This window comes from Belnapia moabensis DSM 16746, from assembly GCF_000745835.1.
GTDB lineage: Bacteria > Pseudomonadota > Alphaproteobacteria > Acetobacterales > Acetobacteraceae > Belnapia > Belnapia moabensis.
Map to the genome: position 1 here is coordinate 1 of NZ_JQKB01000110.1, position 13,087 is coordinate 13,087.

Sequence of the window (13,087 nt, forward strand, 5' to 3'; positions counted from 1 at the left end):
AGATATGGTTACCGAATGCGCCTTCGCGCTGCCTAGTATGGTCCCGAGGGGAACCGCGACCATCCCCGCAGGAGGACTGGATGCTCGAACTCGTGCCGCTGCGTGGCCGCCCCGACCTGCGAGCGCAGGTGTTCTCGGAGGTGTTCATGGCGCTCTGGCCCGCCTTCATGCAAGAGGACCCCGCTGCCGACTTGTTCTTCGCTCGGCCGCACCTCGACGCCTGCCTCGACACCGCCTTCGCCGTGGTTGATCCCGCCCGGCCCGAAGTGGCGGTGGGACGGGCCTTTGCCGTGCCCTTCGCCTTCGGAATTCGTGGCCGCGAGAACCTGCCGGATGCGGGCTGGGATGGTGTGGTCAGATGGGCGCATGCTGACCGCGCCCTTGGTCGGGCGCCGAATGCGCTCAGCGCGTTGGAGATCACCCTGCTGCCCTCGCACCGGGGTAGGGGCGCCTCGCGTATGGTTCTCGACGCCATGCGGCAGCGGGCCGCCGAACTCGGCCTCAGCCACATCTTCGCGCCCGTGCGCCCCACAATGAAGCACTTGGAGCCATGCGTGCCCATGCAGGAGTACGCGGCCCGTACAGGCGCCGATGGGCTGCCCGCCGACCCCTGGCTACGGGTCCACGTCCGAGCGGGAGGCCATATCGTAAAGGTTGCGCCGACCAGCATGGTGGTCCCAGGAACGATCTCCGAGTGGCGGCGGTGGACTCGCCTGGAGTTTGTGGCCTCCGGCCCTACCATCGTGCCGGGCGCTCTCGTGCCCGTGCATGTCTCCCTCGAACAGAACCACGCCGTCTACATCGAGCCGAACGTCTGGGTGCGGCACGTCGTGCCGACGTGAATGTTGTCTTGTAGGGCAGGCGTCCGCCGTAGTCCGTCACCACGGCTATCGCCGCCGGGGCGCTCCGATGTCAGCGGTCATGCCACTCGGCGCCGCGGTGCCATTCTCGGACCGGCCATCTCAGAAATCGGCCAGGAGGCGTCCGAAGCCCTGCATCTTGTCGTCGATGCCGCACTGGCGCAGCGCGGACCAGTAAGTGGCGGTGTTAAGAGCGATCACTGGCTTGCTCAGCCAGAATTCCGCACTCGCCGCGACCCGCACCACTGGAAGGTCGGTACCGACGATGACAACCGCATCCACCTCTGGCCCACCCACCTCGATGATGGCGTCCCGTAGCTCCGGCCCGGGGGCGTGTGCGATCAGCACCGGTCCGCGGCACCTGAGCCTTTTCACGCATACCACTGCGAAGCCGCTGTCTCCAAAGAACCGCCGCGCCTGTCCGTCGCCGACAGGCATATTGGGCGTCACGAGCCTGATGCGCGTGATCCACTGCAACGGTGAAGTGCTGCCAGAAATACGTCGCCCCGAGCGTCACGCCTTCCTGCCCGTTGCTCCTGACCATCAGCTTGCCCGAAGAAGACGGGCACCGACGACACCGCCACGGACTCAGCCGCGGTGGCGAGAATGATGTGGTCGGGCTCCAAAGGTCAGCACCTCGTCCATGCCGTCAACCATGGTGGCGCGCATGTTCTCCAACTGCTGGCTGACCTCCGCGTCGGTTCGGGTCGGGGCATTGGGGATGCGGAACCCTCGGACGTGGTTGGTGACGCCGGGCGGGCGCATGGCATCGTACTCAGGCTGTACGGAGGTATTGGTTGAGGGCACGAGAACCCCAAGCTTCATGCGCCGCCCGGGCGTATCCACCATCATCGTCTCCCTTACGTCACAGCGCGGCAACAACAGGACAACAGATGCCAACTGCCATGGCGGCCACCTGGGCGGTTGCCGCATGTGCAATCCAGTTGCGGTACTACGGCTTTCTAAACCGCTAGTGCTAATTCCTGCCATCCTAGACGGCTCAGTGTAAATCAGCCGAATTCCTGCGATTTTTCGAACTAGCCGGCCTAAACTTTGTCCCGGTCTGTGTATCGTCACTGCCACCGGAGGGTGCTCGTCATGCTGTTACGGAGAGGCTTGAACGCCAATGCTGTCGGCTCTCCGCTTGGACTGACGGGGTTTGCCGCGAGCGCTCAACCCATTGGGGGACTCAGCGCGGGTCGAAAGCCCCGTATCGGTGTGCTGCTGCCGGTGCCGCGCAATGATCAATTTCTGGTTGTTCTGCGGAAGGGGCTGCGGGACGCCGGTTGGGGTGCGGACGATATCGAGTTCCAGGTCCGACGGGCGAACGGGAGCGCCGAGCAGTTCCGCGGGTTTGCCCAGGAGCTTGCGGCGATGGACCTTGACGTTCTCATCACTGCATCGACCGCAGCGGCAACTGCACTCAAACAGGCGACCAGCACGATACCGATCGTTTTTGTCGGCACCACTGGCCCGGTGACGGCAGGCTTGGTCGCCAGCATGGAACGCCCTGGCGGGAACGCGACTGGAACCGCAGGATTCAGTACGGACATCGCAGTCGATTGGGTGGCGATCCTCAAGGAGATCGCACCGCAGGTCGCGCGCATGGCCATTTTTTACAATCCCGCCACGGCCGCCCGGGGAGCAGTGGACGGATGGCGGATCGCCGCGTCGTGCAGCATAGAGACGAGCGAGGTCCGGGTGGACACAGTGGCCGACATTGGCAGCGTCGTGGCCGGTGCCGCCAAGGACCCCCAAATGGGGCTGATCGTGATCCCTCACACCTTCACCTTCTCGAACCGCGATGCCGTTGTCGCCGCAATGGCCGAGCACAAGGTGGCCAGCATCTACGGAATCGCCGAGATGGTCAGGAGCGGAGGGCTGGTCAGTTATGGCCAAGACCTCGGCGACCATTGGCGCCTGGGTGCCGGCTATACTGATAAAATCTTGCGTGGCGCCAAACCGGAAGAACTTCCGGCACAGTTCTCCAAGAACTACGCCCTCGCGATCAACACCGGGGCTGCCAAAGCTCTGAACCTCGCTGTCCCGCCAGCGATGCTCAGTCGGGCGCGAGAAGTGATTGCTTGAAGGACAGAGTGATATGGCGGGAGATCGCCCTGGCCAAGGCCACCCTGGCCCGCGAGCAGGCCCGCAAGAAAGTCGCTGACCCCAGCTAGTGGTGCATGCCAGACGCATGAGTCCCGGCTAGCGCCCCGCTGGCCGGGCATTTTGGCCAGCTTTAGCGGGTACCATCCGTCTGACAACATCCACTAGGCGCCGCGTCAGACCGCCGCGCCCTCGATGATGCATAGCGGCGTGCCCGTGCGGGTAACGGCGTCTAGGCGGAAACCCGCTACGACAAGTAGGGTGGCGAACTCCTCTTTGGTACGCTGCCGCCTACTCGTCATTACCGCTGGAGCGGCCATCTTGCGACGCTACTGCCGTGGTACGGCAGCAGCATGGTGGAGCACCATCATCCACCGCTCCCCCTGCTTCTGGAAAATGTTGGTAGACATCGAGACAGCGGTGAAAGCCTCGCCGTTGGGACGATGGCCCCGCAGCGTCTCAGTGCTGACCACCCAGGCCGTTCCCTCGCTGACCGTGACAAGAGATGGGTTGCCTGACACCGAAACGTCTTTGAAGCGGCTAAACGTCTCCACATAGCTGGAGCGGACCGCTTCCCAGCCAACCAGCGGCGTTCGGCTGAATGGGTGTATGGCCGTGGCCGTGGGCGACGTTACCCATAGGGCTTCCATGCCAGCGATATCCAGCGCCGCAAATGCCCCGTAATAGGCGGTGTTCGCCGCCCGTACGGCGTCAGCATCGGCGGATTGTGCCGCCGCCGGTTCCGGAAAAACGGGGGCTATGGCAACAGCCAGTAAAAGCGCGGTAGCGCTACGGCGACAGAGTTCTTCCAAGGCTCGTCTCCTTTCCTGAAGCCATACAGAGTGATGCGTTCTGAACCCGGCAAACGGCAAAACGGCGTTTCCTTCCACGGAGTGGACGGCAACCACGCGATACGGTGCTTGCCGTTACCGGACAGCGAGGAGGAAATGGTTTTCCTGCGGGACGGCCAGTCCGGCGTCGTCGATGTAGCCTTTCACCTGCTCGGCCACATGGGCGCCGAACTTGGCCTTGTCGTCATCCGCCAGGGCGGCGAATAACCCAGCCGCGGGGGTGGCCTGCATAAAGCCGGTGGCCAACGCAGCGGCATCGGGATAACGGATGGTCCGGGTTTCAAACCGCACCTTGGCCTGCTTTAGACCCGCATCCCGGGCAAGGCTATGAAGCTCCTCAGCGGTGTTCAGCGAGTAGGCGAGGGTCATCCATTCGGCCGCCGTTGGACCAAGGAATTTTTTGATCGCATCGCCAAGCGCGAGGATGACGGGTTGACGCTCTAGGGCGCCCCATACATTGAGCGACAGCCGTCCACCCGGGGCCAGCACGCGGGCCATTTCCCTTATCGCTGCCTGACGATCAGGAAAATACTGGAGCCCTTGTTGGCACAACACGACATCAAAGCTCTTATCTGGAAAGGGCATCTCAGCGACACTGCCAAGATACCATTCGATGCCGGGCTCCTGCCGGGCGACGTTCAGCATCGGCTCATTGAGGTCCAGGCCGCTGATCTTGCACTGCACGCCGCTGACAGCGGCGATGCGCTTAGCGACAAATCCGGTCCCGCAGGCAACGTCAAGTACCCGATCGCCCTCCTCGCAACGGGCATCGCGGATCAGTTCGTCGGTAAAGGGTGCCATCAAAGGGTAGAGATAGTGGGTATACGCCTTGGGGGCGTCGCCGGAAAGCTGGTAGCCACTCACATCGGTGTCCTTCCAATGGTGCCAGTCGAAACTACTGAGTTGCCCGACGCAGCTTGACCGTCGCGCCAACGCCCCCCAATCCCGGCGTGGCATAGGTCAACTGGTTCCCATTCAGCGTCAGCGTGCGAATCTAGGTATTCCTGGCCCAGTTGGGAAAGGTGCCGTTTTCGATGTTGAGGGCCAGGGCTGGGCCATTCTCCGTCTTCACCGCAAGATGCCAAAGAGCGCAATGCTGCCTTGAACCACGGCGCGGAAGCCGCGGTCGGCCATGACCCGCCCTCCGGCAAGGCCCATGCCCGGCAGAATGGCCCCGTCTGGGCCACGGGTGGCGTGGCAGGCGCCGCAAAAGACGGCTACCTCGACGAGGTAGCGCCCGCGCTCGGTTAGGGCCGGGTCGGCTGGTGAGCGCCGCGCCGGCTCCTGCGTGGCGGCAGAGGCGGTCAGCGTGATGGCCGCGATTGCTCCAAGGACACCTCGGGTCTGCATGGCCATTCCATTCCTACCCAGCGGACGGGCTCGGGCGACGTGCCGGGATGGACGCGTCGCTGCCTCCGCGTTCGCGTCTTTCCCGAACAGTGCTGACAACCCGCAACATCGATCCCTAGCCCTTCGGCATCGCGCCGAACTCGCGGGCCAACGCCGCCCACCGCGCCCGATGCACGTCGAGTTCTGCCTGGAACTCCCCAGGGGTAGAGCCCCGTGCCCGCATTCCCGCCACGGCGTACCGCCCCGCCAGCGTGGGTTCGGCCAGTACAGCACGCGTTTCGGCTGAAAAGTCTTCCCGCATGGCATCGGGCATGCCGCGCCACCCGAACACACCAAGAAAGCCCTCTACCCATAGGTCTGGGAACCCGGCCTCAGCGGTGGTGGGAACCTCGGGCGCGACCGCTGCGCGGGCATGGCTTGAGGTGGCCAAGAGGCGGACGCTCCCGTCCTGCACAAACGGCAGTGCGCTTGCAAGCGGGACCAATGCCGCGTGGACACGTCCCTGGCTGACCTCTGGCATCATCAAGTTGCGGAAGGACACGAATACCGCATCGACATCAGCGCGGCGAAGAAAGGCGTTGAAGGCAATGTAGAGCGCCGTACCGGGCGTTGCGAACCAGTTCAGCGCTCCGGGCCGAGCGCGGGCGTAGTCCACGAACTCCGAGAGAGTCCGGACGGGCAAAGATGCCGGAACAGAGACTACCATAAAGTCAGTGGCCGCCGTCGAGATCGGGAGGAAGCCTTCGGGGTCCGCAAATGGGGTGCTCGCTTCGGTCAGCGGCGCTACCGTCAACAAATCGCCCATTCCGAAGAAAAGTGCGTCGCCGGGCCGGGCTTGCATGAACGCGCTGCCTGCAACGGCTCCCGTAGCGCCGACCCGGTTCTCCACTGCGATTGGGTGTCCGCGGCGGCGCGACAGCGCTTCAGCGAACAGGCGTGCAGCAAGGTCAGGCGAGGAACCCGGCGGAAGCGGTACGATCATCCGCGTCGGGCGCACGGGCAGCGCCGAGGTCTGCGCAACAGCACTGCGTCCCAAAATGAGGATGGGCAGCGCGGCGAGCGACTGGGCGACGGCACGGCGAGGGGGAATGAGGGACACAGTGGTCCTCCAACTCGGCGTCTGCTTTTGGCCGACGTTAGTAGTGTCCTGTTACAACGGAGGTAACAACGGCGTGCTAATTGGCACGAGTGGAAGGGGTTGCCGCATGCTGCAACTGCCAGCCCGCTGCGGCACGGCTCGATTGCTCCAACTAGCTCTGGTCAGGCCATCGCAAGGACGGTGGTCTGTCCAGATGCCGCCACCCTGACGTCGAAGTGCGGCTGCTACTGCTTCGATATCTCCATCGTCTTCTCGTGGATGGCAGTGGCATGCTCGCGGGTGTCGCAGAGCAAGACAGAGGCTCCCTGGCTGGGATTGTCGGCAAAGCGCACGTACTAGATGCCGCGGAAGCCGGACGCCTGTTTGGTGGCGGCCACCATCGCATCGCGGGCCTCGTCCTGTAACGCCTTGGCCGACAGGCCCTCCGCCTTGCGGATCAGACAGTAGAGGGACTGGCCCTGGCTACCGCTCCGCGGCTCGGCGATGACATGCGTCCCGACTACGCCGTGGACGCGCTCGGTGGACTCGTCGAAGCCGGTGAGATTGTCGGTTACCCAGGCGCCGATTTTCGGCCGAGCGTTCGTCATCGCAGCGGCATCCGTCCAGATGCCAATGGCGACGACATCGCCCTGCTCAATGGCGAAGGCCGCGTAACCGAGGAAGCCGGGTTCACCTTCAACATCGGGACCAAGCTTTGTTCGACCTTCGGTGCCGCCTCGCCGATCTTCCCGGCCATGCCCGCGTAGCGGGCGATGCTGATGTACATTGCGCCTCTCCCTGCCCCGGTGCAGGGCAAGGAATGCTGCTCCCTCGATGTCGTGTGGGTCAACGGTGATGGGAATGGCGGAGGAATTCGAACGGCTGGCTGCGGGCACAATGCAGTGTCAGACGGAAGCCGCTAGCCATCCGCCACCCACAACGTCCGCGTGTGCCGTTTCGAATGCAGTTCCCGCGTGCTTTGTTGGCGAGCAGGACACTAAAGTCTCGCTGCGGAGGAGTAGCGTCAACAGGGCGACGCCTTGTCATGGTGATCTGCACATAGCGCAAACTTCCCTGGCTGGCCGTCAATGCACCGCGGAGGCAGCTATGTCGGAAGGAACGCATGCGCCAACACCACGCGCGATCGACAATCCCAAGCTACAGCAGTTCATTGGCAAAATGCTGGGTGACTTTGGAAGCGCAGCAAACGTGCCGCTGGTCCGAATGGGCGGTGCCCAAGGTCTCTATCGAGTTTTGCATACTCGTGGTCCGATGACCTGCGCCGAACTGACACAGCGAGCGAAGGTCCACCAGCGCTACCTGTTAACATGATCCTTGAGGCTCGGCTTCAGCCCCAGAAAAACTCTGAAAGTGGCTGGGCGTAGGTCACTGCGTTCAGGTGCCGTCGCAGCGGAACCCACAATACTAGGGAGGAAAGCGTAATGCGGGTACACAACATTTATGCCGACGAGCAGGGTGAGAGCCACTTCCGCGATATCGAGATCGAGTGGGCGGAAGAAGGACCGGACGGCACCACGTCCAAGCTCTTTCCTGGCACCGGGGTGATCTTCCGCTTCACGCCGGGAACTTGGAAGTTCGATTGGCACACGGCAACGCGGCGGCAGTACGTCGTTAACCTCGACGGACCCAACCAGATCACCGCCAGCGCTGGCGAGACCCGCATCATTGGCACGGGCGAGATCATCCTGATCGAGGACATGCATGGGAAGGGGCATCTCTCCCAAGCCGTCGAGGGCCAGTTCCGACACTCGCTCCTGATCCCACTCCCAACGGAGTAGAGCGCAGGCCTGCCCGCGGGTGTGTGTTGACCGGCTCAGCGGCGGGAGCGCAACATCTCCCGTCCCATATCGGGACGGGGAGGACCGATGATATGCACATCGTTATCGGCCGCTATGCGGGCGCGGCTGGGAGAATCGCCGAGCCAGCATCGAAGGTCCAGCAGGGCCTCGTTCCGCTCCTGAAGGAGCAACCGGGTTTTCTCGGTTTTGCAACTATCGCCAGCGAGCAAGGCGATATCGTGCCCTTCTTCATCTGGAAAACAGCCGAGGCAATGGCGCTGGGGCGGGACAAGGTTCGCTCGTGGCTAGCGAGCAATATCCCGGAAGATGTCGAGCCCACTGAGCGCTTCGTCGGCGAAGTCATGCAGCACGCCCTCGCCGAGCCGCAGAGCGGTGGTCCAGGCCAATCCCTCTACTGCCTGATCCGGCGGGTGGAGAACCTGCCCACTGGAGCCACGCAGGGCGAGGCCCGTAAAGCGATGCTGGCCGCCGCTCAGAAGGCGCCCGGCTTCCGCGGTCTCTACTACGCCCGTGCCACCGATAATCCCACCCGCGGGGCCTCCGTCCTGCTCTGTGACAGCCGCGAGCATGCCGGTGCCATTCATGATGCGGCGATGGAGATTTCGAAGCAGATGCAGCCGGACGTTAGGATTCAGGTGATGGCCTCAGGGGATACCGTCATCCTGGCCATGGGGTAATTGTTGACCGGCTCAGCGCCCGGAGCGCAGCATTCCCTGTCACATACCGGGACGGGGAGGAACGATGATATGTACATCGTTATCGGCCGCTATGCGGGCGCTGCCGGGAAAATTGCTGAGGCGGCACCGAAGGTCCAGCAGGGCCTCGTTCCGCTCATAAAGGAGCAACCGGGCTTTCTCGGCTATGCTGCCCTCGCCAGTGAGCAAGGCGAGATTGTCGCCTTCTTCATCTGGAAAACAGCCGAGACAATGGCGCTCGGCCGGGACAAGGTTCGTTCGTGGCTGGCGAACAATCTCCCGGAAGAAGCCGAGCCAACCGAGCGCTTCATCGGTGAGGTTGGGCTGCACGCCATCGCCGAACCGCAGAGCGGTGGTCCGGGCCAATCCCTCTACTGCCTGATCCGGCGGGTAGAGAATCTGAGCGCTGAAGGCCCGCAGAGCGAGGCCCGCAAGGCGATGTTGGCCGCTGCCCAGAAGGCGCCCGGCTTCCGCGGCCTCTACTACGCCCGCTCCACCGACGACCTCACCCGTGGGGCCTCCATCCTGCTCTGCGACACCCGCGAGCATGCCGCTGCCATCCATGAAGAGGCGATGGTTATCTCGAAGCAGATGCAGCCGGACGTTACCATCCGGGTGATGGCCTCAGGGGAGAGCACCATTCTGGCCATGGCTTAAGTCTGACGAACTCGCGGGCGACGATCCTGATCATGCGGGGATCGCCCGCAACATATGATGGCCACCTAACACTGCCGACGATCTATCTCGATCTGCGCCAGCCGGACGCAGTTGAGGGGCAGCAGTAGCCCGTGCAGGATGATGATCGGCCATAGATTGAGGCTGAACGCATAAGTGCGGAATGCCACATTCGACGCGATGGCGGTTATTTGTAGTGGGCGCATGGAAGTCATAGCGAAGGTGCAGAGCACACCCACCCGCTAGGAACCCCAGGCAGTTCTGAACCAAGCCATCCTGCAATAAATCTCCCACGCTCAACCCCTCCCAATTGGCGCCGCCGCGTGGAGGGTAGGCACAAGCCGAACTGGTAGGCCAGGACTTAGACAACGATCCCCGGATGGTTGGGGATCGTCAAGGGAGGGAGCGAAGGGGATTCGTTGACCCGCCTAGTGTCAGCAGCGCAGCTTCCTCGTCCCGTTATGGGGCAGGGAGAAAGCAATATGTACATCACCATCGCTCGCTACGCGGGCGCCGCCGGAAGGATTGCTGAGGCCACGCCGAAGGCCGAGCAGGGCCTAATTCCACTACTGAAAGGCATGCCCGGCTTTCTCGGCTATGCCGCCCTCGGTAGTGAGCAGGGCGATATCGTCTCCGTCACCCTTTGGCAAAACGCCGAGGCGATGATGAATAGTCGGGAGCCTGTCCGCGACTGGGTATCCAGCAACCTCGAAGGCCTCGATCTGCCGACCGAACGCTTTCACGGCCCAGTTGGGACGCACGCCATGATCGAGCCACAGGGCGGCGAGGAGCAGTCCCTCTACTGCCTGATCCGCAAGGCGCAAGGCCTAGCTGCCAAAGAGTTGCAGGACGAGGCCAGAAACGCGATGCTGGAAGCCGCTCAGAAGGCGCCCGGCTTCCGCGGCATGTACTATGTCCGCACCGCCGATGATCCGAGCCTTGGGGTCTCCGCCCTGTTTTGCGACACCCGCGAGCATGCTGCTGCCATCCATGAGGAGACGACCGCCCTTTCGCTGGAGAAGCAGCCTCACGTCACCCTCACGGTGATGGCCTCGGGCCAGACCGCCGCCCTGGTCATGGGCTAAATTGGGAGAACTTGCGGAGGACGATCCCCGGATGGCCGGGGATCGTCAAGGGAGGGAGCCGCGGGACACAGACGCTCCTTATAGGCGCAGCGGTATCACCCAAAGCTTGGGCGTGTGAGCATCACGCTGGGGCGCTGCTCGATGCGCTCCCACCACGCGGAGAGCCGGGGGTGACGATCCAGCGCCGTTCGGCCATCCGCGGTCCGGGCGAAGTAGTCGAGGATCGGCACCAGATGCAGGTCTGCCAGACTGAGCGCCCCACCGAGCAGGAACTCCTCCCCGTCCATCAGCCCCTCGATAGTGGCCAGCACGCGCTGAGCCTCAGGTAGTGCGGCGTCAATCGCCGTCTGGTCCGGCGTACCGCCGCGCATGGGCACGACCACCCGCTGGACGAAAATCGTGATGACCATGGGTGACCAGCCGTAGTTGTCGAGCACGGCGCCGACCTGAGCCATGCGCGCCCGGCGCCGCACGTCGGCCGGCTGTAGCGCGGAGCCGGGCATACCCTCGTCAACGTATCGGGTTATGGCCACCGTTTCGTAGAGAAAGAATCCGTCATGCTCCAGCACTGGCACCTTGCCCCAGGGATGGCGCGCCAAGTGCTCGGCCTTCTGGCCGTCGCCCGCGAGGGTGTCCACCTCGCGCAGGTCGTAGGCAATCCCCTTCTCCTCAAGCGCGAGCCGGGCCGTCCGCGTGTAGGTGCTGTAGGCAGGGCCATAGAGCACGACGGGCATTTCGGACTCTCCTCTTTTGAACCGGGCACAACGTTGGTGAATGGAATGAAGCGGCGGCCTGCCCCGCCGTCGATCTCGACCTCCTGCCGGTTGGGGGTAGCCGCCAACCGGCTCGGACGCGCAGGGCAGACGAGGCGCCCGCTGGACGCCGCCCCAGCCGCATCAACGGATGGGGATCATCAGGTGCTCGTAGGGCGTGCCCGGCCACATGACGTAGGGCTGCGTCGTGTCCGGCTGCACGCCTCTCGGATAACCCGCCATGCGGCCCACCGCGGGACCGACAATCATCACATGTGGGCCGGTGTCGATCCAGGCGCCTCCCTGCAAGGGGCCTGTGGCGTATGGATCGGTGTTGCTCGCGTCGGAGCCTCCAGCGAGCATAAACACGAAGCCGATCTTATCAGGCGGCGGCCTCTTGCCGATCCAGGCGCCCGCCCACTCCATCGCGTTCTGGTCAAGGCACATGGGGTCCTGGCCTGGGCTGGCCGGGCTGTCGGGCATGCAGGTCCAGCCGTTGCTGCCTTGCCGAAGCGTGCGCGCGTTGTTGCTGGCGTCCATGACGATGATAGTCGCGCCCTCGGCTACCGACTTCGGTGCGGCTGACATCGCGCTGGCAATCAGGTCTTGGTCCGACACGGGACGCTGCTGCGCCCCCGGCGCTGCGCCATGTCCGTGAGGCGCGGGGGTCATACTTGGCGCTTGCTGCGCCGAGGCCGTTCCGCCGAGCAAGAGGGCCGCGACGGCCGTGACAACGTTCCGCATTTTTCGTCTCCTCCCTTTGTTTACCCGGCAACCATCCGGCCCGGGCGTTCGGCTTGGAAGAAAGTAAAACGAAATGACGTGCTCGTTATGCGGGCCGTGACCAGCGAACGCCAGCAAGGTCGCTGGGCGAGATGCGGCAGGTAAGCCCGTCCGAGCGTCCACAACGGCCGCGTGTGCCGTTTCGAAAGCAGTTCCCGCGTGCTTTGTTGACGAGTATGACACTAAAGTTTGGGTATGGAGGAGTGGCGTCAACAGGCCGACGGCTCGTCAAGGTGATCTGCACAAAGCGCAACCTCCCCTGGCTGGCCGTCAATGCACCGCGGAGGCAGCTATGTCGGGAGGAACGCATGCGCCAACACCATGCCCGCTCGACAATGCCAAGCTACAGCAGTTCATCGGCAAAACGTTGGGTGACCACGGATGCGCAGCGAGTGTGCCGCTGGTCCGAATGGGCAGTGCCCTAGGTCTCCTATCGAGTTTTGCTTACTCGTAGCCCGATGACCTGCGCCGAACTCGCACAGCAAGCGAACGTCCACCAGCGCTACCTGTTAACATGATCCTTGAGGCTCGGCTTTAGCCCCGGAAAGACTCTGGTGGTTTGCCGCCTATATTCTGCTCGGTGACGCCCGGCACTGCCTTGACCTAATCACCATCTGGGTTCCGCCCTACGGCGCCGATGCGCTGATCAAGGCCGCCACAGCCACGGTTTCGGTCGCCACTGCGGCGGTGCTCTGGCCACTCATGCCCAAGGCCTTAGCGTTGCCCTCGCCCGCGCAGATGAGGGGTGCCGACGAGGCGCTACGTAACAGCGCGGAGCGGCACCACAGGAGCTTTCTCGGCGCCCCCATCGCACTGCTCGTCCTCAACGCATAGGGCAGCGGCGTCGAGGCCTCAGGCTGCTGGCTCGGCCTCCTGGGCTACCGGCGTGCGGAGGTGGTCGGCAGGCCGGTCGCTGACTTCCTCGGCGTCGGGTCCGCCGCGGAGTACTATAGGTGCTTCCGAACCTTTCTCAGGGAGGAGGGCGTCGAGTTGTGGGACCCACCCCGGCGCTTCGTCCGGCGCGACTGGGCG

General features: G+C 63.7%; 16 protein-coding genes and 1 pseudogene. 8 read left to right on the forward strand and 9 right to left on the reverse strand.

The window, feature by feature from the left end; all coding sequences use genetic code 11:
* The first annotated feature begins 80 nt into the window (after positions 1–80).
* Positions 81–842: a hypothetical protein gene (locus tag EP26_RS27040; protein ID WP_043343592.1), complete on the forward strand. Its 762-nt coding sequence runs from the start codon at positions 81–83 to the stop codon at positions 840–842.
* Between the two features lie 120 nt (positions 843–962).
* Here the strand turns inward: EP26_RS27040 and EP26_RS32575 are convergent, their stop codons facing one another.
* Both EP26_RS32575 and EP26_RS36975 read right to left on the reverse strand, forming a co-directional pair.
* A complete protein-coding gene (locus EP26_RS32575; RefSeq protein ID WP_052389740.1) occupies positions 963–1,208 on the reverse strand; it encodes a hypothetical protein in 246 nt (81 codons plus the stop codon).
* 240 nt (positions 1,209–1,448) lie between these two features.
* Positions 1,449–1,709, reverse strand: coding sequence for a hypothetical protein (locus tag EP26_RS36975; protein ID WP_211259576.1), 261 nt, complete (start codon positions 1,707–1,709; stop codon positions 1,449–1,451).
* A 267-nt stretch (positions 1,710–1,976) separates the two neighbouring features.
* On the opposite strand from EP26_RS36975, the gene EP26_RS27050 reads away from it, so the two are divergent.
* Complete coding sequence (locus tag EP26_RS27050) at positions 1,977–2,948, forward strand: ABC transporter substrate-binding protein (protein WP_169747511.1); 972 nt, start codon at positions 1,977–1,979, stop codon at positions 2,946–2,948.
* 347 nt (positions 2,949–3,295) lie between these two features.
* Here the strand turns inward: EP26_RS27050 and EP26_RS33865 are convergent, their stop codons facing one another.
* The 5 genes from EP26_RS33865 to EP26_RS35565 all read right to left on the reverse strand — a co-directional run bounded on the left by EP26_RS33865 (position 3,296) and on the right by EP26_RS35565 (position 7,141).
* Positions 3,296–3,778: a YybH family protein gene (locus EP26_RS33865; RefSeq protein WP_169747512.1), complete on the reverse strand. Its 483-nt coding sequence runs from the start codon at positions 3,776–3,778 to the stop codon at positions 3,296–3,298.
* Between the two features lie 114 nt (positions 3,779–3,892).
* The gene (locus EP26_RS27060; RefSeq protein WP_043343595.1) at positions 3,893–4,681 is read right to left on the reverse strand and encodes a class I SAM-dependent methyltransferase; all 789 of its coding nucleotides are present in this window, start codon (positions 4,679–4,681) and stop codon (positions 3,893–3,895) included.
* A gap of 204 nt (positions 4,682–4,885) precedes the next feature.
* Positions 4,886–5,167 carry a hypothetical protein gene (locus EP26_RS27065; protein ID WP_157033833.1) on the reverse strand — a complete coding sequence of 94 codons (282 nt, stop codon included), beginning with the start codon at positions 5,165–5,167 and terminating at the stop codon, positions 4,886–4,888.
* Positions 5,168–5,282: 115 nt separating this feature from the next.
* Complete coding sequence (locus tag EP26_RS27070; protein WP_084113040.1) at positions 5,283–6,266, reverse strand: Bug family tripartite tricarboxylate transporter substrate binding protein; 984 nt, start codon at positions 6,264–6,266, stop codon at positions 5,283–5,285.
* Positions 6,267–6,601: 335 nt separating this feature from the next.
* Positions 6,602–7,141, reverse strand: coding sequence for a hypothetical protein (locus EP26_RS35565; RefSeq protein ID WP_157033834.1), 540 nt, complete (start codon positions 7,139–7,141; stop codon positions 6,602–6,604).
* Positions 7,142–7,352: 211 nt separating this feature from the next.
* Here EP26_RS35565 and EP26_RS35570 point away from each other — a divergent pair, with 211 nt between their 5' ends.
* From EP26_RS35570 to EP26_RS27105, 5 genes are all read left to right on the forward strand, one after another.
* The gene (locus EP26_RS35570; protein WP_157033835.1) at positions 7,353–7,577 is read left to right on the forward strand and encodes a hypothetical protein; all 225 of its coding nucleotides are present in this window, start codon (positions 7,353–7,355) and stop codon (positions 7,575–7,577) included.
* 110 nt (positions 7,578–7,687) lie between these two features.
* Entirely contained in the window at positions 7,688–8,044 is a 357-nt protein-coding gene (locus tag EP26_RS27085) for a cupin domain-containing protein (RefSeq protein ID WP_043343603.1), read from the forward strand.
* A gap of 92 nt (positions 8,045–8,136) precedes the next feature.
* A complete protein-coding gene (locus tag EP26_RS27090) occupies positions 8,137–8,742 on the forward strand; it encodes a hypothetical protein (protein ID WP_043343605.1) in 606 nt (201 codons plus the stop codon).
* Positions 8,743–8,811: 69 nt separating this feature from the next.
* A complete protein-coding gene (locus EP26_RS27095; protein ID WP_043343607.1) occupies positions 8,812–9,417 on the forward strand; it encodes an antibiotic biosynthesis monooxygenase in 606 nt (201 codons plus the stop codon).
* A 500-nt stretch (positions 9,418–9,917) separates the two neighbouring features.
* Positions 9,918–10,520, forward strand: a complete 603-nt coding sequence (locus tag EP26_RS27105; RefSeq protein ID WP_043343609.1) for an antibiotic biosynthesis monooxygenase family protein — start codon at positions 9,918–9,920, stop codon at positions 10,518–10,520.
* A 95-nt stretch (positions 10,521–10,615) separates the two neighbouring features.
* Here EP26_RS27105 and EP26_RS27110 read toward each other — a convergent pair whose 3' ends face one another.
* Positions 10,616–11,254: a glutathione S-transferase family protein gene (locus tag EP26_RS27110; protein ID WP_043343611.1), complete on the reverse strand. Its 639-nt coding sequence runs from the start codon at positions 11,252–11,254 to the stop codon at positions 10,616–10,618.
* Between the two features lie 162 nt (positions 11,255–11,416).
* Positions 11,417–11,890: a phospholipase D-like domain-containing protein gene (locus EP26_RS27115; protein ID WP_157033837.1), complete on the reverse strand. Its 474-nt coding sequence runs from the start codon at positions 11,888–11,890 to the stop codon at positions 11,417–11,419.
* A 723-nt stretch (positions 11,891–12,613) separates the two neighbouring features.
* On the opposite strand from EP26_RS27115, the pseudogene EP26_RS39050 reads away from it, so the two are divergent.
* Positions 12,614–12,889: pseudogene (locus EP26_RS39050) on the forward strand (hypothetical protein); the annotation flags it as partial.
* Positions 12,890–13,087 lie beyond the last annotated feature (198 nt).

Excerpts from the sequence above, each read along its gene's own strand:
- EP26_RS36975 (WP_211259576.1), bottom strand. The coding sequence starts at position 1,709 with ATGGTGGATACGCCCGGGCGGCGCATGAAGCTTGGGGTTCTCGTGCCC.
- EP26_RS27090 (WP_043343605.1), top strand. The coding sequence starts at position 8,137 with ATGCACATCGTTATCGGCCGCTATGCGGGCGCGGCTGGGAGAATCGCC.
- EP26_RS27040 (WP_043343592.1), top strand. The coding sequence starts at position 81 with ATGCTCGAACTCGTGCCGCTGCGTGGCCGCCCCGACCTGCGAGCGCAG.
- EP26_RS27065 (WP_157033833.1), bottom strand. The coding sequence starts at position 5,167 with ATGCAGACCCGAGGTGTCCTTGGAGCAATCGCGGCCATCACGCTGACC.
- EP26_RS27095 (WP_043343607.1), top strand. The coding sequence starts at position 8,812 with ATGTACATCGTTATCGGCCGCTATGCGGGCGCTGCCGGGAAAATTGCT.
- EP26_RS27110 (WP_043343611.1), bottom strand. The coding sequence starts at position 11,254 with ATGCCCGTCGTGCTCTATGGCCCTGCCTACAGCACCTACACGCGGACG.
- EP26_RS27105 (WP_043343609.1), top strand. The coding sequence starts at position 9,918 with ATGTACATCACCATCGCTCGCTACGCGGGCGCCGCCGGAAGGATTGCT.
- EP26_RS35570 (WP_157033835.1), top strand. The coding sequence starts at position 7,353 with ATGTCGGAAGGAACGCATGCGCCAACACCACGCGCGATCGACAATCCC.
- EP26_RS27085 (WP_043343603.1), top strand. The coding sequence starts at position 7,688 with ATGCGGGTACACAACATTTATGCCGACGAGCAGGGTGAGAGCCACTTC.